The sequence below is a fragment of the Pokkaliibacter plantistimulans genome, from assembly GCF_003194385.1.
Lineage (GTDB): Bacteria > Pseudomonadota > Gammaproteobacteria > Pseudomonadales > Balneatricaceae > Pokkaliibacter > Pokkaliibacter plantistimulans.
In genome coordinates, this window is sequence record NZ_LAPT01000045.1 from 1 (window position 1) to 15,649 (window position 15,649).

15 protein-coding genes are annotated in these 15,649 nt (G+C 54.9%); 5 read left to right on the plus strand and 10 right to left on the minus strand.

What is annotated here, in order from left to right; all coding sequences use genetic code 11:
- Positions 1–410 precede the first annotated feature (410 nt).
- Both WH50_RS10640 and WH50_RS10645 read left to right on the plus strand, forming a co-directional pair.
- Entirely contained in the window at positions 411–1,484 is a 1,074-nt protein-coding gene (locus WH50_RS10640) for an FAD:protein FMN transferase (RefSeq protein ID WP_110187285.1), read from the plus strand.
- Between the two features lie 251 nt (positions 1,485–1,735).
- Positions 1,736–3,256 carry a fumarate hydratase gene (locus tag WH50_RS10645; protein ID WP_104155822.1) on the plus strand — a complete coding sequence of 507 codons (1,521 nt, stop codon included), beginning with the start codon at positions 1,736–1,738 and terminating at the stop codon, positions 3,254–3,256.
- A 186-nt stretch (positions 3,257–3,442) separates the two neighbouring features.
- Here the strand turns inward: WH50_RS10645 and WH50_RS10650 are convergent, their stop codons facing one another.
- Both WH50_RS10650 and WH50_RS10655 read right to left on the minus strand, forming a co-directional pair.
- Positions 3,443–4,699, minus strand: coding sequence for an RsmB/NOP family class I SAM-dependent RNA methyltransferase (locus WH50_RS10650; RefSeq protein ID WP_110187286.1), 1,257 nt, complete (start codon positions 4,697–4,699; stop codon positions 3,443–3,445).
- Positions 4,696–5,388 (minus strand): 7-cyano-7-deazaguanine/7-aminomethyl-7-deazaguanine transporter, encoded by a 693-nt coding sequence (locus WH50_RS10655; protein ID WP_110187287.1) that lies wholly within the window; start codon positions 5,386–5,388, stop codon positions 4,696–4,698. Before WH50_RS10655 ends, WH50_RS10650 begins: the two co-directional genes overlap by 4 nt.
- A 255-nt stretch (positions 5,389–5,643) precedes the next feature.
- Between WH50_RS10655 and WH50_RS10660 the strand changes: the two genes are divergently transcribed.
- A complete protein-coding gene (locus tag WH50_RS10660; protein WP_243410078.1) occupies positions 5,644–6,879 on the plus strand; it encodes a cytochrome-c peroxidase in 1,236 nt (411 codons plus the stop codon).
- An 88-nt stretch (positions 6,880–6,967) separates the two neighbouring features.
- On the opposite strand, the gene WH50_RS10665 is transcribed toward WH50_RS10660, so the two are convergent.
- From WH50_RS10665 to WH50_RS10685, 5 genes are all read right to left on the minus strand, one after another.
- Positions 6,968–8,131 carry a DUF1513 domain-containing protein gene (locus WH50_RS10665; RefSeq protein ID WP_110187288.1) on the minus strand — a complete coding sequence of 388 codons (1,164 nt, stop codon included), beginning with the start codon at positions 8,129–8,131 and terminating at the stop codon, positions 6,968–6,970.
- A gap of 21 nt (positions 8,132–8,152) precedes the next feature.
- Positions 8,153–9,250: an imelysin family protein gene (locus tag WH50_RS10670; RefSeq protein WP_110187289.1), complete on the minus strand. Its 1,098-nt coding sequence runs from the start codon at positions 9,248–9,250 to the stop codon at positions 8,153–8,155.
- Positions 9,250–10,758 (minus strand): di-heme oxidoreductase family protein, encoded by a 1,509-nt coding sequence (locus WH50_RS10675; protein ID WP_110187290.1) that lies wholly within the window; start codon positions 10,756–10,758, stop codon positions 9,250–9,252. Before WH50_RS10675 ends, WH50_RS10670 begins: the two co-directional genes overlap by 1 nt.
- A 60-nt stretch (positions 10,759–10,818) precedes the next feature.
- Positions 10,819–12,087 carry an imelysin family protein gene (locus WH50_RS10680; RefSeq protein ID WP_110187291.1) on the minus strand — a complete coding sequence of 423 codons (1,269 nt, stop codon included), beginning with the start codon at positions 12,085–12,087 and terminating at the stop codon, positions 10,819–10,821.
- 136 nt (positions 12,088–12,223) lie between these two features.
- Positions 12,224–12,541 carry a hypothetical protein gene (locus WH50_RS10685; RefSeq protein ID WP_110187292.1) on the minus strand — a complete coding sequence of 106 codons (318 nt, stop codon included), beginning with the start codon at positions 12,539–12,541 and terminating at the stop codon, positions 12,224–12,226.
- Positions 12,542–12,679: 138 nt separating this feature from the next.
- On the opposite strand from WH50_RS10685, the gene WH50_RS10690 reads away from it, so the two are divergent.
- On the plus strand, positions 12,680–13,123 hold the full coding sequence (locus WH50_RS10690; protein ID WP_110187293.1) for a flavodoxin domain-containing protein: 444 nt from the start codon (positions 12,680–12,682) through the stop codon (positions 13,121–13,123).
- Between the two features lie 2 nt (positions 13,124–13,125).
- Here WH50_RS10690 and WH50_RS10695 read toward each other — a convergent pair whose 3' ends face one another.
- Positions 13,126–13,797: an alpha-ketoglutarate-dependent dioxygenase AlkB family protein gene (locus WH50_RS10695; RefSeq protein ID WP_110187294.1), complete on the minus strand. Its 672-nt coding sequence runs from the start codon at positions 13,795–13,797 to the stop codon at positions 13,126–13,128.
- A complete protein-coding gene (locus WH50_RS10700) occupies positions 13,763–14,626 on the minus strand; it encodes a ribose-phosphate diphosphokinase (RefSeq protein WP_110187295.1) in 864 nt (287 codons plus the stop codon). The genes WH50_RS10695 and WH50_RS10700 overlap by 35 nt, the downstream gene beginning before the upstream one ends.
- A 360-nt stretch (positions 14,627–14,986) precedes the next feature.
- Here WH50_RS10700 and WH50_RS10705 point away from each other — a divergent pair, with 360 nt between their 5' ends.
- The gene (locus tag WH50_RS10705; RefSeq protein ID WP_459536948.1) at positions 14,987–15,370 is read left to right on the plus strand and encodes a 4a-hydroxytetrahydrobiopterin dehydratase; all 384 of its coding nucleotides are present in this window, start codon (positions 14,987–14,989) and stop codon (positions 15,368–15,370) included.
- An 18-nt stretch (positions 15,371–15,388) separates the two neighbouring features.
- Here the strand turns inward: WH50_RS10705 and yacG are convergent, their stop codons facing one another.
- Positions 15,389–15,610: a DNA gyrase inhibitor YacG gene (gene yacG, locus WH50_RS10710; protein ID WP_104155834.1), complete on the minus strand. Its 222-nt coding sequence runs from the start codon at positions 15,608–15,610 to the stop codon at positions 15,389–15,391.
- Positions 15,611–15,649 lie beyond the last annotated feature (39 nt).

Sequence of the window (15,649 nt, forward strand, 5' to 3'; positions counted from 1 at the left end):
ATGCGTGATCTATCCCTTTAACAGGCTGTTGAAAAACGTCATCGAGGCAGCCGAGACAAGGAAATACCCCGAGGGCACAAGAAACAGGCGAAAAAGCGGAGTTTAGTGAACTAAATGAGCATTTGACTCGCTCCGCTCGCCCCTTCGGGGCCGTGCTAAAGCACGTTCAGCCTTTGGCTGTGAGCCTGTTTTTGACGCGGTATTCGGCAACGCAGATAGATTTTCAACGACCTGTTAACTGGCTGCATGGCTGTTCAGTGTTCTGTTCATCCGCCGCATGGATAGCGGTGCTGCGGATGCCGTCAGTACTGAAACGAATAGTAAAATCCTGGCCAATCGCGCTGTAGTGTCACTGTGACGGGGCTGCTAGACTCTGCGCCAATCTTTTTTGGACGGACAAAGGCCGTATCATGCTCAAGCTGACCGTTTCCCGCCGCAGGCAGAGAGTTTCTCTGGTGACCTCTGGTCTGATACTAACTGGCAGTGCGCTGCTCACAGGTTGCAGCAAGCCGCCCGAGATACAGAAGATTGAAGGCTATGCGCAGGGCACGACCTACCATATCAGCTGGTGGAGTGATAAGGCGGTAGCCAACGATGAAGTACAGCGCGACTTCAATACCACGCTGGCACAGATCGACGAGGAGTTGTCCACCTATCGCGATGACTCCTATATTTCCCACTTCAACCACAGCAGCTCCACTGACTGGCAACCCGCCTCCGTAGACTTTATTGAACTGGTCAACATCGCTAAGGACATCAGTCAGAAAACCCAGGGGTGCTATGACCCGACGATTGGCCCGTTGTTTGATCTGTGGGGCTTCAAGAAGGATGTTCTGAACGTACCCACTGCCGAGCAGATTGCTGCTGTCAAAGCCGAAATGGGCATGGACAAGATTGAGGTTGATGAGGCTGGTAAGCGCGTACGCAAGACGTTGCCACAGCTACAGGTCAACTTTTCCTCAATGGGGGAGGGCTACACCATCGGCAAACTCTCGGCGGTGCTGGAATCCAAAGGGGTCAGCAACTACCTGGTGGAGTTTGGTGGCGATATGAAGATTCGTGGTCATAAACCCGATGGGAAAAAGTGGCGTGTGGCTATCGAGCGGCCGGTGCCCGGTGAAGGCGGACGTACGGTACATCGGATTGTCACTATCGACGATGAGAGCGGTGTGACGCTGGATACCTCGGGTACCTACCGTCACCACTTCGACGCTGCCGGCAAGATGTATTCTCATATTCTCGATCCACGCTCAGGCGCACCGGTCACCCATGATCTGGTCTCTGCCTCGGTGTTTGGTACAGATCCGCGTGTTAGTGATGCCTGGGCGACCGCCATGCTGTGCATGGGGCAGGAAGAGGGCATGCAAGTGGCCAAAAGCGAGAACCTGCAGGTGTTCTTTATCCAGCTCAAACAGAGCAATCTGATTGACTCAAAAAGTGATGCGTTGGCAGCGACCAAAGGCCTGACATTCGAACAGCCCTGAGTTCCGCAGAGCAGAGAGATGCCAGCGCGGCAGACGGTCACTGTCATCGGCAGTCTGCCACTGAAAAGCAGGGCGATGGCTATGGTGTCCAATAGCCTGTCTCAATCGCGCCCGTTTGCAGGATTCATCGTTGTCAGGACCATCAGCTGATTGGGAAAAGCAAGGCTTGGTGTATACTCTCAGCCTCTCTCCAGACGTCACAGACCTGCCGATCTGCGACGTCATAAGCAAAACTAGAGGACACCCCGAGCATGACCGTGATTCGCCAGGACGACCTCATCGCCAGTGTCGCTGACGCCCTGCAGTTCATTTCCTACTACCACCCGACCGATTTTATTCAGGCCATGCATAAGGCCTATGAGCGTGAGCAGAACAAAGCTGCCAAAGACTCAATTGCACAAATTCTGATCAACTCCCGTATGTGTGCCGAAGGCCATCGCCCGATCTGTCAGGATACCGGTATCGTTACCGTATTCATCAGGATTGGTATGGATGTGCGCTGGGATGGGGCCACCATGGGTGTGGATGACATGATCAATGAAGGTGTTCGCCGCGCCTACATGAATCCAGACAACGTGTTGCGTGCCTCCATCCTGGCTGATCCCGCCGGTGCACGGAAGAACACCAAGGACAACACACCTGCCGTTATTCACATGCAGGTTGTCCCCGGTAACACCGTAGAAGTGGAAGTGGCTGCCAAAGGTGGCGGTTCCGAAAACAAATCCAAGCTGGCCATGCTGAACCCGTCCGACTCCATCGTTGACTGGATTCTGAAAACCGTACCGACCATGGGTGCAGGCTGGTGTCCTCCCGGCATGCTGGGTATCGGTATCGGCGGTACTGCCGAGAAGGCAACCCTGTTGGCCAAAGAAGCGCTGATGGAGCCTATCGATATCCACGATCTGATCGAGCGTGGTCCTCAGAACCGTGTTGAAGAGCTGCGTCTGGAGCTGTTCGAGAAGGTGAATCAGTTGGGTATTGGTGCTCAGGGTCTGGGTGGTCTGACGACCGTGCTGGATATCAAGATCAAAGACTACCCCACCCATGCCGCTTCACTGCCTGTGGCAATGATCCCCAACTGCGCGGCTACCCGTCACGCTCATTTCGTGCTGGACGGTTCTGGTCCTGCACTGCAGACGCCACCAAGCCTTGAAGACTGGCCGGAAATCACCTGGGAAGTGGGTGATAACGTGCGTCGTGTGAACCTGGATTCCATCAAGCCTGAAGATGTACAGGACTGGCAGCCAGGTGAAACCATTCTGTTGTCCGGCAAGATGCTCACCGGCCGTGATGCAGCACACAAGCGCATCGTAGACATGATCAACAAGGGCGAAGAGCTGCCGGTTGATCTGAAGAACCGCTTTATCTACTACGTTGGCCCTGTCGACCCTGTGGGTGATGAAGTAGTAGGACCTGCTGGTCCAACAACGGCGACCCGTATGGACAAGTTCACCCGTCTGGTGTTGGAGAAGACTGGCCTGCTGGGTATGATCGGCAAGTCCGAGCGTGGTCCTGTCGCCATTGAAGCCATCAAGGACAACAAAGCCGTCTATCTGATGGCAGTAGGCGGTGCGGCTTATCTGGTCTCCAAGGCTATTGTTGGTTCCAAAACACTGGCGTTCCCTGAGCTGGGGATGGAAGCAATCTATGAGTTTGAAGTAAAAGATATGCCTGTCACTGTGGCGGTGGACGTGAACGGTACTTCCGTTCATAACACTGGCCCGGAAGAATGGAAGCGTCGTATCGAAGAGCAGGCTATCAAGATCATCTGATCTTTTGGCAACAGGCCTCCCTTGCGGGTGGTCTGTTCTCCTTGGATGCTGCCAAACACAGTTGCCAAAGGGGCATAGCCTGAACAGCAATAGCCTGAACAGTAAAAAGGGGCTGCAGTTGATACTGCAGCCCCTTTTTTATCTTCCCTTGCACCCGTTAAGGCATGTGAGGAAAGGTACTGATTGTCAGTTTTTGCGCAGTATGGCCACAAACAACCCGTCACAGCCGTGCTGGCTTGGCAGCAGCTGCAGCCAGGGGCTGGTTGTCTTCAGCTTGATACCCAGTTGCTGCAGACGGGACTGGACAGGTACCAGACTGAACTCGGGATGAGCATCCATAAACGCTTGTACTTGTTGTTGGTTTTCACTGGCCAGCAAACTACAGGTGGCATAAACCATTTCACCACCGCTTTTCACTAACTGGCTGGCCGCTGCCAGAATGCGTTGCTGGGTAGCCTGCAGGCGTTCCAGGCTCTCTGGTGTCAGTCGCCATTTCAGATCTGGATTGCGGCGCAGGGTGCCCGTTCCAGAACAGGGGGCGTCGATCAGCAACAGATCTGCTTTTGCCTGCCAGCGAGACAGGTAAGGATCCTGCTCATCTTTCAGCAGCACAGTTTGCACGTTGTCCAGACCTGCGCGCTTGAGGCGAGGACGCAGATTGTTAAGACGTCGTTCGTTCACATCCATGGCAACCAGTCGGCCACGTGACTGCATCTGGCTACCCAGCACCAGTGTCTTGCCACCGGCGCCCGCGCAGAAATCAATCACTGTCTGGCCACTCTGAGCGTTGGCGAGCAAGGCGACGACCTGACTGCCTTCGTCCTGCACTTCCAGCGTGCCGTTCTCGAACAGCGCATTGCGGTTGATCGGCAGATGCTTGTTCAGCCGGATGCCCCATGGTGACCAGGGGGTCGGTGCGGCCAGAATATGTTGCAGCTCCAGCTGTTTGAGCACGGCTTCACGGCTGACGCCTTTGGCTGCATTGACGCGCAGATCCATCTCGGCAGCACGGGTAGAGGCTTTGATCAGGTTCTCGGCGCCATCGTCATACTGCTCTTCCACCTGCATCTCCAGCCAGGCTGGCAGGCTGCCTGCGGGAATAAGCGTGTCCTTGAACTCTTCGTCAACCTGATGGCGATGCAGGCCTTCGCTAATCTGCTGATGACGCAGCAGGTAATGGACCCACAGTGTTTTCAGGAGGGTAGGGTGGCGTTGTAACAGGTCGATGCCCTGGCCTTCGCGCAAAAAGCCGTAGATGTGCTCAATGCACCAGTTACGGCTATGAGCGTCGCTCTGTTCCTTGTGGAAGTGCTGGCTCAATGCCGCGTCGGCAGGCACCTGATGGTGGAGTATCTGGCTCAGTACCCGCAGGCCTTGTTGCAGCTGACGGGCAGCAGGTGAGACAGCGGAGGGGCGGGAACGACGCGGACGTGATTTCATCATGTATTTAGTATCAGGGCACGGTATTGAGGATTGTGAGTCAGCCAACGCTGAATACGGCCCAACAGTATGCCATAAAGCGGCAGAGTAAAGACCAGACTCATCAGTAGTTTAAAACTGTAGTCGACCCAGGCGATTTCGACCCAATGACTGGCCATGAATTCATCACTTGAGTGGTAGAAGGCCAGAGAGAAGAAGCTGATGGTATCAAGCAGGTTACCGATGACGGTTGAGGCTAGAGGGGCTGCCCACCAGATGGAAAGCTTGCGCAGACGATTGAAGACCTGAATATCGAGCAGCTGCCCCAGCAGATAGGCCATAAAGCTGGCCATGGCGATGCGGGCAACAAAGCTGTTGAAGGTAAAGAGACTATCCAGTGGCTGTATCTGCCCCTGATAGAACGCTACCGAAATCAGGTATGACAGCAGCAGTGCGGGAAACATCACCAGGAAGATGACTCTTCGTGCTCGCTCAGCACCCAGAATGCGCACCGTCAGGTCGGTGGCAACAAAAATCAGGGGGAATGTAAAAGCGCCCCAGGTCGTATGAAAACCAAACAGGCTCACCGGTAGCTGAACCAGATAGTTGGACGCAGCGATCACTGCGATATGAAACAGGGTCAGCCAGGCCAGAGTACGGCTGGCAATACGCGCAATAGCAGGTGTCGCCACATTGAGCGTGGAAGAGGTCATGCTTGTCTCCTTTTTGGTACCGGGGTGAGGGAACCCGGAGGCGCGTAATATAAAGAACTCGGTCGCAATTGACCAGCGCAATAGTAAACCGCTTGGTCAACGTTTTACCGGGTTACGCAGTTGCCCCGGCTTCTGATACGTTCTGCTTCATGTCTGAGTAAAGGTTACAGATTGACAAAGTATTGAATAGAAATAACTATCAATTGCGGTTTTAGCGCCTGGCTGATGTCAGGCTGGCAAAGGTTGGGTATGCAGATGCAATGGCGCTGGGTTGTTCTGGCTGGTGTGTGGTTTTCCATGGTGTATGGCGTGAGTCAGGCAGATTCGCTGTCGTCTGCTGCGCAACCGTTCTCATCTGCATCGCCTCAGCGTTCAGCCGCCGAGCAGCTGGAACTGGAAAAGTTCGGCCGGATGCTGTTCTTTGATCCCAGCCTGTCCCTTACCCGTGGCATGGCCTGTTCTGGCTGTCACAACCCGGCGCAGGCCTTTATTGACCATGTTGATAACGGTACCCATCGCGCGGTGTCGTTAGGCGATGACAAGCATTCTCTGGGGGATCGTAATGCCCCGACCGTGACGTATGCCAGCTTCAGCCCTCCCTTCCACAAGGATGAGCAGGGGCGTTATGTAGGCGGGCAGTTCTGGGATGGACGTGCTGCCACCCTAGCAGAGCAGGCGGGCGGTCCTCCCCTCAACCCGATTGAAATGGCCATGCCTGACAAGGCCAGTGTCTGGCAACGGCTGTTGGAGAACCCCATCTACGCCCGCAAACTGGAAAGTCTCTTTGGCAAGCAGGCCGCATCCGACGCGGAGGCCGGTTATCAGGCCATGACGCAAAGCATCGAAGCTTTTGAGCAGAGCGCCTTTATGGCGCCATTTGACTCTAAATACGACCGCTATCTGCGTGGTGAATATCAGATGACCGCGCAGGAAGAGCTGGGCCGTACTTTGTTTTTCTCCCAGCAGTTCACCAACTGCGATCAGTGTCACCAGCTGCGCAGCTCGGCGCTGGCAGAGCAGGAGACCTTCAGCAACTACCAGTACCACAACATTGGCGTGCCTAAAAATGAGCGGGTCCGTGCCATGAATGGTCTGGGTAATCAGTTTGTCGATCAGGGGCTGCTCGACAATCCTCAGGTTGATGATCCGGCGCAACGTGGCAAGTTCAAAGTGCCAACCCTGCGTAATGTCGCGGTGACGGGCCCCTATATGCATAACGGGGTTTTTCAGGATCTGCGCACGGTGATCCTGTTCTACAACAAATACAACAGCAAAAGTGCCAGGAGTCAGATCAACCCCGAAACCGGTCTGCCCTGGGGGCCACCGGAAGTAACGGAGAATCTCTCGCTCAAAGAGCTGGAAAGTGGACCTGCGCTGGATAACCGGCGGGTGGATGCGCTGGTCGCCTTCCTGAAAACCTTGACTGACAAACGCTACGAGGCATTGCTGGAGCAGCAGGACAGCACGCAGAAAAAGATCGTCGGCCAATAGCTATTCACGCATTCCTGCCCGCAGGGTTGGACTGCGTTCTCGAACTAATGCCAGACAGGGCCAAACCTTCCGGCTTTATAAGGTGAAACTACGTTCTCGTCATATGATTGTCCCAGCGCTGACGGCGGACAAAGCTGTCTGGCATCGGTTGCCAGTCACCATCCATCGGGCTGTAACTGATGATGCCGCCCGAGCCTGAGCTGATGATAAAACTGCCAGCGGCACTGTCCTGAGTGATCCCACAGGTATCGGAATAAGTGATGCTAGCTCCCCAGCGGCCTGCTGAATTCTCGTCCTGCGGCAGCGCATTGAAAAAGTAGGCCCGGCTTCCCTGTGGCGCCGTCAGTGCCAGCCAGTGACCATCGATGTCCCAGCAGACGCTACCAATATAGTTGCGATGAAACTCCGGCCCTTCGGGTAAGTGAACAAGCTGCAAGTGATTGTCATGGGGACGCAGTAATGCCAGTAATGGCACCACTTTGCTGGCGCTGTCGGGTAAGGCAACGCCACCGGCATACTGCAATGCACAGGCAATCACACCCGATGAGCTGACTGACAGATGGCGAATACTGAGGCGATGCAGTGCTGAGGGCAGGTCCAGCTGGCGGCTGACCTGGCCGGTCTGGATATCAATAAAACTGAGGTTGGGATGCATGGTGTCGAGGTTGAGCATATCGCGGCCTGTGTCAGGGTGGGTAATTACCCCACCATTGGCAACCAGTAGCTGGCTGTCAGGATGCATGATCACCTCATGAGGGCCTTCGCCACCGGACAACCACTCATCAGTGCGTCGCAGTTGCTGACCATCCCACTGCCAGACGCCTATCACTCCCCGCTGATGTTCGTAGTCATTTTCACTGGTGAACAGGCGCTGGCCGTCGGGGCTAAAGGCAGCATGACCATAAAAGCGCCTTTGTGCAGGATTGTTCAGAGTCTGCAGATGTCTGCCCTCCGGCAGGCTCACTATAGATAAGAAGGTGCCCGCACGACGGGCGATGACGGCGCACACGCTGTCTGAAGGATGGATGGCGATACCATGAGCACGCCCGGGCAGAGGGACCGCAAAGCGCTGGCTGCCCAGCTCATCAAAGCCGCCAAAAAAATGTTGGCCATGCTGATCATCAAAGGCTGACAGAATCAGGTCTTGGCCATCCGCGGTATCCGCCAGCACTTTAGCGGGGCCGGATAACGCGGCTGTCAGGGCCAGTGAACGCTGCAGTAACTGGCGGCGGGAAACACAATAGTCAGGCATCGTTTTATCTCCGGTGGCCAGTCAGTCGCCATCTCGGCTGTTGAAGCCAAGAGTGATACCCAGCGTGCCACTGACATCAGCGGATAACAGGCTTTGCATAGTGTCGATATTGGCCTGCAGCATCATCAGCTTGCCGCGCTGCTCAGGGTCGCTGATGGCGTGTTCCAGCGTGAAGTCCATGGCCTTAAGCAGATGGTCAGTGGTAAAGATTAGCCCGCGCAGGGTTTCTGCCAGCTCATCATTTTCTCTGCTGATCAGTTTGAGTAATCCGGGCTGATCACTGTTGCCTTGTAACAGGCTGGTGATAAAGGCCCAGTTGGCGCGGATGTTGGCAAGCGAGCTGGCACTGCGGTAAGACTCTGCACGGCTGATGCGGGCTTTGCTCAGCTCACTGCCCATGGGCATGGCAAGTTTTTGCTGGCTGATGATCTGGGCGATTTCATCCATGCTTTTAAGCAGCAGGCGTATGCCCTTTAAAGGGTCGCTGTCGGCTTGCCATTGCTGCATATAGGCGGGCCATTCTGCTGCCAGCAGCTGACTGATACGCGCCGTATTGGCAGAGATCGCGCTGAGTAACTGACAGCGATAGCTGTTGGGTTGTGGAGGCGGCGCGTCAAACAGCAGGCGTTCTATGGCACTCAGACCACTGACAGCAATACTGGCCTGGCTGAAGGCAGCCGGATCCAGCACTGCAGGATCAGCATTGTTGATCAGGGTGTTGAGCTGGCGTGAGCTGATATTCTTTTTGTCCGGCCAGAAGTACATGGAGGGATTGCGGTTGTACTTTTCCGCGGGTCCCCAGTTGATAGCCTGCACCCGCATCCAGGCATTCAGACTGTCTCGATAGCTTCGTTGCACCGCCTCAAGGGAGCTGCCTGCCATCTGGCAGTAAGCTTCTGTGTCATGGCTCAAGTGGTCAGTGATTTCAGCCAGCCGCTGATACGCAGGCTGGATCAGCTTGTGGCCGATATCCATCGCCAGTTGTCGCTCCAGTTCAGGTGCCGGGGCTGCCCAGGTGATATTCGCCAGTGCCAGCAGGCATAAGCCCGTCAGGGCGTGGCGAGGTCTTTTCAGGGTAGGCGTCTGGCCTGAATGAAGGGCTGATAGAAGAGACGTCATCAGAGCGATTCCAGAAAGGTCAGTAACTGTTGTCTTTGTGTCGGCGTCATACGCTGAGCCACATGGTTTCTGGCGGCTTCGGCTTCACCACCGTGCCAGAGAATGGCTTCCAGCACGGTGCGAGCACGGCCATCATGCAGGTAGCCTGCCTTGGGGTTGATGCGGCGGGTATGGCCCAGCCCCCATAGCGGTGCTGTGCGCCACTCATGACCTGCTGCGCGATATTCCTGGTGCTCATCGGCCAGTCCCGGTCCCATATCGTGCAATAGCAGGTCGCTGTAAGGCCAGATGGTTTGCTGGGCGAGGGCTGGCGTTGTGTCAGTCGAGGTGGTGTACGTCGGGGTATGGCATTGGGCGCATCCTGCCTGATGGAATTGTTGCTTGCCTGCCAGTACTTCTTCATCACGCGCATCCTGCCGTGCCGGGACGCCAAGGTGTCTGGCATAGAACAGGAGCAAATCCGTCATGGTTGAAGCGGCTTCGAGGTTTTCCTGTGCGGGGGTATTGCCGTTGTGTGCCGTCAGACACGCTTGCTGGGCAACAGTGCAGTCACCATAAGCGCTGGGGAATAGCGGGTTGCCAATGCCGATATCATTGGCCAGGGCGCTGTTGTTCTGATCTGCCAGGGTGGCATTGCCTGCTTTCCAGCCAAAGCGGCCGAGCATCAGACGTTGTTCTGCACTGCTCCATACCCACTGGGCTCGCCCTGAAATTCCGTCGTTATTGCTGTCTTCAGGATCTTCTCGGGCCAGGATCTGCTCAGCAGGGATGGCTTCCAGCAATCCCAGACCGAGCATCGGCGGTGCCACCCTTGGTGACAGACGCAACTGCGGATGCATGGGGCCATAACCCAGTGCATCGATGTGGTAGACAGGCTTGAGCAACACCCCCTGCTCATTGCCCGTCATGGTGACGGTTATCTCCTCATGCTGAATGCGCACCTTGCCCTCGGCAGGTACGTTCTGCACGCTGAAATTCTGCAGCTGGCTACCGTAAACAGGGTCAGGAACACTGGCCAGATGGCCGGAGTACATCTGTTGTTGTTGAGGCCGAGCGGGGGGAATGCTCAGGCGCAGGAACAGGGCCGTGGGCTGCTCGTTTGCTACGGGGGGATGGCCACGGCCATCTCGCACATGGCAGCTCTGGCAGAAGCGGGCATTGAACAAAGGCCCTAAGCCATCACTGGCCGTAGTCGACGAGGGGGCAGCAACCCACAGTTTGCGGAACAACGCATCGCCGAGGCGAAAGTCGAGTCGCTGCGCCAGTGTGAGTGTTGTCACTGGGTGGGAAAAGCTATCGCGACTCAGTGCGTTCTGGTGGCTGGCAGTGCCGCCGGGCATTTCTTCGCCCTGCTGATAAAGCGAATGGTCAGGCAGTGGCGCATCCACAGGGGCGGCACGTCCTGAGCTGGGTTGTACTGCAATACACAGTAAAGCAAGACTGGCTCTACCAATGTTCTGAACCAGCACAGAAACCCCGAACAGAGGGGTGAGAAAGGAAAAGCTCATGTCGTTGGCGTCCGGCACACAGCAAGTGGCCCTATCGCTGGGGCCAAGTGGTATGGTGGGTTACTGCACGGCGCTGGGGTTATCCAGGCTGTCGGAACCTTCAATGCTGATATCACCGGAGCCAACGATTTTTACTGCTTTCTCCAGAGACTGGGTTTGCGCTACCAGTCCGTCAACGAATGTCTGTACCAGTTTATTACCGCTGTCATTGTTGGCCGCGATCAGTACGTCAAAGGTGTGACCCTTGGCTGCCGCATCCACCATGGCCTGTGCTGCGTTCTGGGTGGTGTCAAGCTTGCCGCGCAGTTCAGTATCCAACGCGGGATCAGCTGCTTTGATCAGATCAGACAAGCTGGGGCCCTTGACGGTGTTGCCGTCCACGCGGGTGTACTCGCCCAGATAAACGTTCTGAATGCCTTTGGCATCATAGAAATGTGACCAGTGGGTGTTGTCGGAGAAGCAATCATGCTCTTCTTCAGGATCATGCAGCATCAGGCCCAGCTTGGTGCGTTCTCCCGCCAGTTCGCCGTAAGACAGGGAACCCATGCCGGTCAGAATGGTTGCCAGACCGTCTTTGTCACCTTTGGCCAGTAGTGCCTTACGTGCATCGCCTTCCGCTTTCCAGCTATTGGCCATGTCCTGCAGATCATCAATCAGCAGCTCTGTTGCCGCCTGCAGATACTGCGCACGGCGGTCACAATGGCCTCCGGTGCAGTTCTTGGTGTCAAAGTCGGTGGCAGGGCGGTTTCCTGCACCGGGATGGGTGCCGTTGAGGTCTTGCCCCCACAGCAGGAATTCAATGGCGTGGTAACCGGTTGCGACGTTAGCTTCTACTTCTTCTGCTTCATGCAGCTTCTGTAGCAGTGCCTTATCGATAGTTGTGGCATCCAGTTCTTCACCGTTGAGTTGCAGTTTCGCATTGGCGATAACATTGGCCGTGTAGAGCGGGTTTTCATCGGACTCGGCACCGTAACTGTCCGTGGCAACATAGTCGATCAAGCCTTCATCCAATGGCCAGGCGTTGACCTTGCCTTCCCAGTCATCCACGAGCGAGTTACCGAAACGGTATACCTCTGTCTGTTGATAGGGTACCCGTGCGGCAATCCAGGCGTCGCGTGCAGCTTTGAGATTGGTGTCGGTTGGTTCGCTAATCAGCTTGCTGATGCTGACCTGCAGGGCCTGAGCGGTGTGGAGGCTGTCTTCGTAACCTGCCTGAGCAATATCTGCGTAGGTTTTTAATACGTCATTGGCCTGTGGGGCTGCGAATCCATGGACAGGCATCAGTGCCGTGATGCCTGCTGCCAGTACAGCAAGGGTTGGCTTAAACATGGGTGACTCTCTTCTTCACTGTCCAAATGTGAGAGCAGAGTCTATTGGCAATGCAAATCGTTATCAATCAATTTGTGTCATGATTATTGCTGTATTTGCACTTTATTTATCATATTTGTGCAATCTGATTGAGGCGTCATTTACGCTGCAATGACTGCCTGAGGCGCAGATAGCTGGGCATCGGGCCAATGTCTTCATAGATTGGCTCACCTTCTTCCTCACGAATAACGCGCGGGCCGGGAATATAGGGCATGCTGGCTTCCAGTGCCTGCAGGGCCGAGTGCATCAGGTCACGGGCAATTTGCTCCCCTGGCAGGCCATAGAGTTTGGCGAGGGCATCAATACGTTCCAGATCATCCTGATAGACGGAAAACGAAAATGGGGTTTGTCTGATATGTTGATCGGCTTGTTCTTGCCACTGTTGCAGTAACTGGCTGAAGTCCTGTTTCGACATGATGTGCTCCTGGCCTGAGTGACGTTGAATGGCTTACCTCTCTGGATGTAGGTGCCTGTGCAGGTGAAATCAAGCGCATTGAGCCAATGTGATTTTGCTATATTGGCGGGCAGATATTGATGTCGAGAGGTTAAAGCAATGGCAGTAGTGCGGATATTTGTAGGTACGGTATTTGGAAACGCCCAGCAGGTGGCAGAGCAGGCCATGAAGTTGTTTGCTCAAGCGGGTCATGATGCGCAGATTGCCATTCCTGAACAGGCTGAGTTCATCGCAGAGGGTGTAGACCTGTTGCTGATCTGTACCTCGACCACAGGGCAAGGGGATATTCCCGATGATCTTGTGCCGCTATTTGTTAGTCTGCGCGATACGTTGCCGCAGCTGCCTGGCCGCAAAGCTGCAGTCGTTGGCCTGGGCGATAGCTCCTATGACAACTTTGCTGGCGGTGGTCGTCAATTTATTGCTCTGTTTGAAGAGATGGGGCTACCACTGGCACAGGAACCGCTGATCATTGATGCCTGTGAAGACAGTGATCCCGTCGCAGCCAGTCGGGACTGGCTGACAGAGTTGGCAGGGAAACTCTGACCTTATCCGCTTTGTTGCCCGCTGCCATGCAACGGTGGGTGAATCATCCTGAAGGTGAGGTTGATCCGCGATTGCTGGTGGCGTGCGCTCCTGGGTACAGCATGCTGCCAGTCTCTCTGGCTGTTGCCATACATGATCAACAGACTGCCGTGTGACAGTTCCCATGTGTGGGCCATTCTGCTATCCCCCTTACGGCGTAAAGCAAAACGCCGTGGTTCTCCAAGACTGATGCTGGCTATGACTGGAGTTGGCCCCAGTTCTGCTTCGTCATCACTGTGCCAGCCCATAGTGTCCTTACCGTCACGATAGCAATTCAGCAGCACCGAGTTGAATCTCAATGGCGGCAATTCCGCCCCGATATCCAGAGGTGTGTCGTTCAATGCAGCGTTAAGCTGAGCGACAGCGGGATGCCAGGGCAAAGGAGCCTGTACCAGACCGGAATAAGTGTAGCTACTGTCCGGGTCTCCCATCCACGCCTGTAATCGCGGGATGGGGTGCCATTGGCCGTATACCCTTACACTTGGCTGACTCCAGAACGTCTCCTGCAACAGTTGAACTAGCAGTTCATCAGCACACTGACGAGACAAAAAGTCAGGTATGTAGAGGAATCCTTCTGGCAGTGCAGGGGGGATGCCTGTTTCAAGCAAGGGCAGCTGCAAGTTCGGGGATGACATTGATGTGATTGCTAGGGTGCGGAACAGTGTTGGCCGTGATGACGGTGGCTCTCTGCTGCAGTTGCTCAAATGCATCATCAGCAAAGACGCCATGGATACCCAGGCAGTAGGGGTGTCGTTCCAGAGGAATCTGCACCAGCGTTTGCATCATGGTCTGGCCACTGGAAATGATATCGTCGATAACCACAGGGGTGTATCCAGGATAGTCATCAAGATTCAGGTCTGAAATGCGCACATCACGATCACCAAAACGCTCTTTCAGCAACACCACATGAGGCGCCTGAAGTGCCTCTGCGACGGGGGCTACCCACTGAAGGCTCTCCGCGTCAGGGCCAACGATTAAAGGCTGACTGACGTGTTCCATGATCCAGCGGACAATGGCCGGAGCAGCCGGAACGACCTGAGTCTGGCAACGATAGATCTGATCGAGGCTGTCATAGCGATGCAAGTGAGGATCTATGGTTACCAGACGATCAATAAAAGCAGACAGAAGGTCAGCGAATATATCAGCAGTGACAGCTTCACCCGGTTTAAAGCAGTGATCCTGGCGCATATAGCACAAATAAGGTGTCGCCAGAATAACTTCACTGGCCCCCAGCAACTTGCAGGTACGGGCTACAAATAACAGGGGGAGGAGTTTTTGCTCTGGCTCGAACAGATTACAGAACAGGATGACCCGGCGCGCAGTGACATCGGTCAGCAGGCGTAAATAGTGCTCCTGGTCGGGAAACTGCCGTTGGTCAATCTGACCGGTTTCGGCATTCAGCAGCGTTGCCAGTTGGTCTGCCTGAGCGCTGTCGCTATATAGGTTGAAGAGGACTGGCTGCATAGGGCCTGAGCTCCTTGTACCGAAAAGAGCATGTTGAACCTTGGGCTGGGAGGGACGGCAGCGAACTTGACGTAAAAGACTGATCTGCTTTGGCGTTCAATTAAAAAACATCAAATTCGTTTGTTCGGTGTCCACTTGCGCAGATGGCAACACGATCCTGAGGGTGTCTGAGTTGTTGTTGCTTGATAAGGCACGTATTAGGCGGCCTCCATAGTGCAGTAACCATACAACAGTTCTGGTTTTATACAACTTTCACTTTGTCACCCGTTTTCTGCAGAGTGCTTACATTGATACTGCACATAGTGGGCGGATCTGCAGTACTGGCAACGCTGAGATAGAGCGAGAGCGGAAAGAGGAATCATGATGAGTACACAACAACAAGACACGAGAGAAGATCAGCCTGTGCTGTGTGATATCAGTTGTGAGGCATGCCGGGCAGATGCACCTCAGGCAACAACAGAAGAGCGTGTTCAGTTTATGACTGAGTTACCCAACTGGCAGATACGAACGGAACGGGGCGTCGATCAGCTGGCGCGTAGCTACTCTTTCAAGAACTTTCGTACCGCACTGGCCTTTACCAATGCGGTAGGGGAGCTGGCGGAAGGTGAAGGGCATCATCCGGCCATTTTGACCGAATGGGGCCGGGTGGAGGTATGCTGGTGGACGCACAAAATTAAGGGTTTACATCGCAATGATTTCATCTGTGCGGCCAAGACAGATGCGATCTGGAAAGGGCTTCAATAAGGTCAGATATGGCCGCACCTAGTGTGAGCGACTGTTATCGTCTTGTCCGACGGGAGCTGTAAAAAACATATCTTCTTCATATTCCAGAGCGGTCAGATCAGGCTCAGCTGGTACAGCATAGGACTCATCTGCCCAGGCACCCAGGTCAATGAGTTTGCAGCGTTCGGAACAGAAAGGGCGAAACGGGTTTTCGTTGCTCCACTCGATGTCTTTTTTGCAGGTAGGGCAAGAGTACTTCATTGTAATTTCCTGATGACGGCAGCTCCTTCTTTGGGGAAG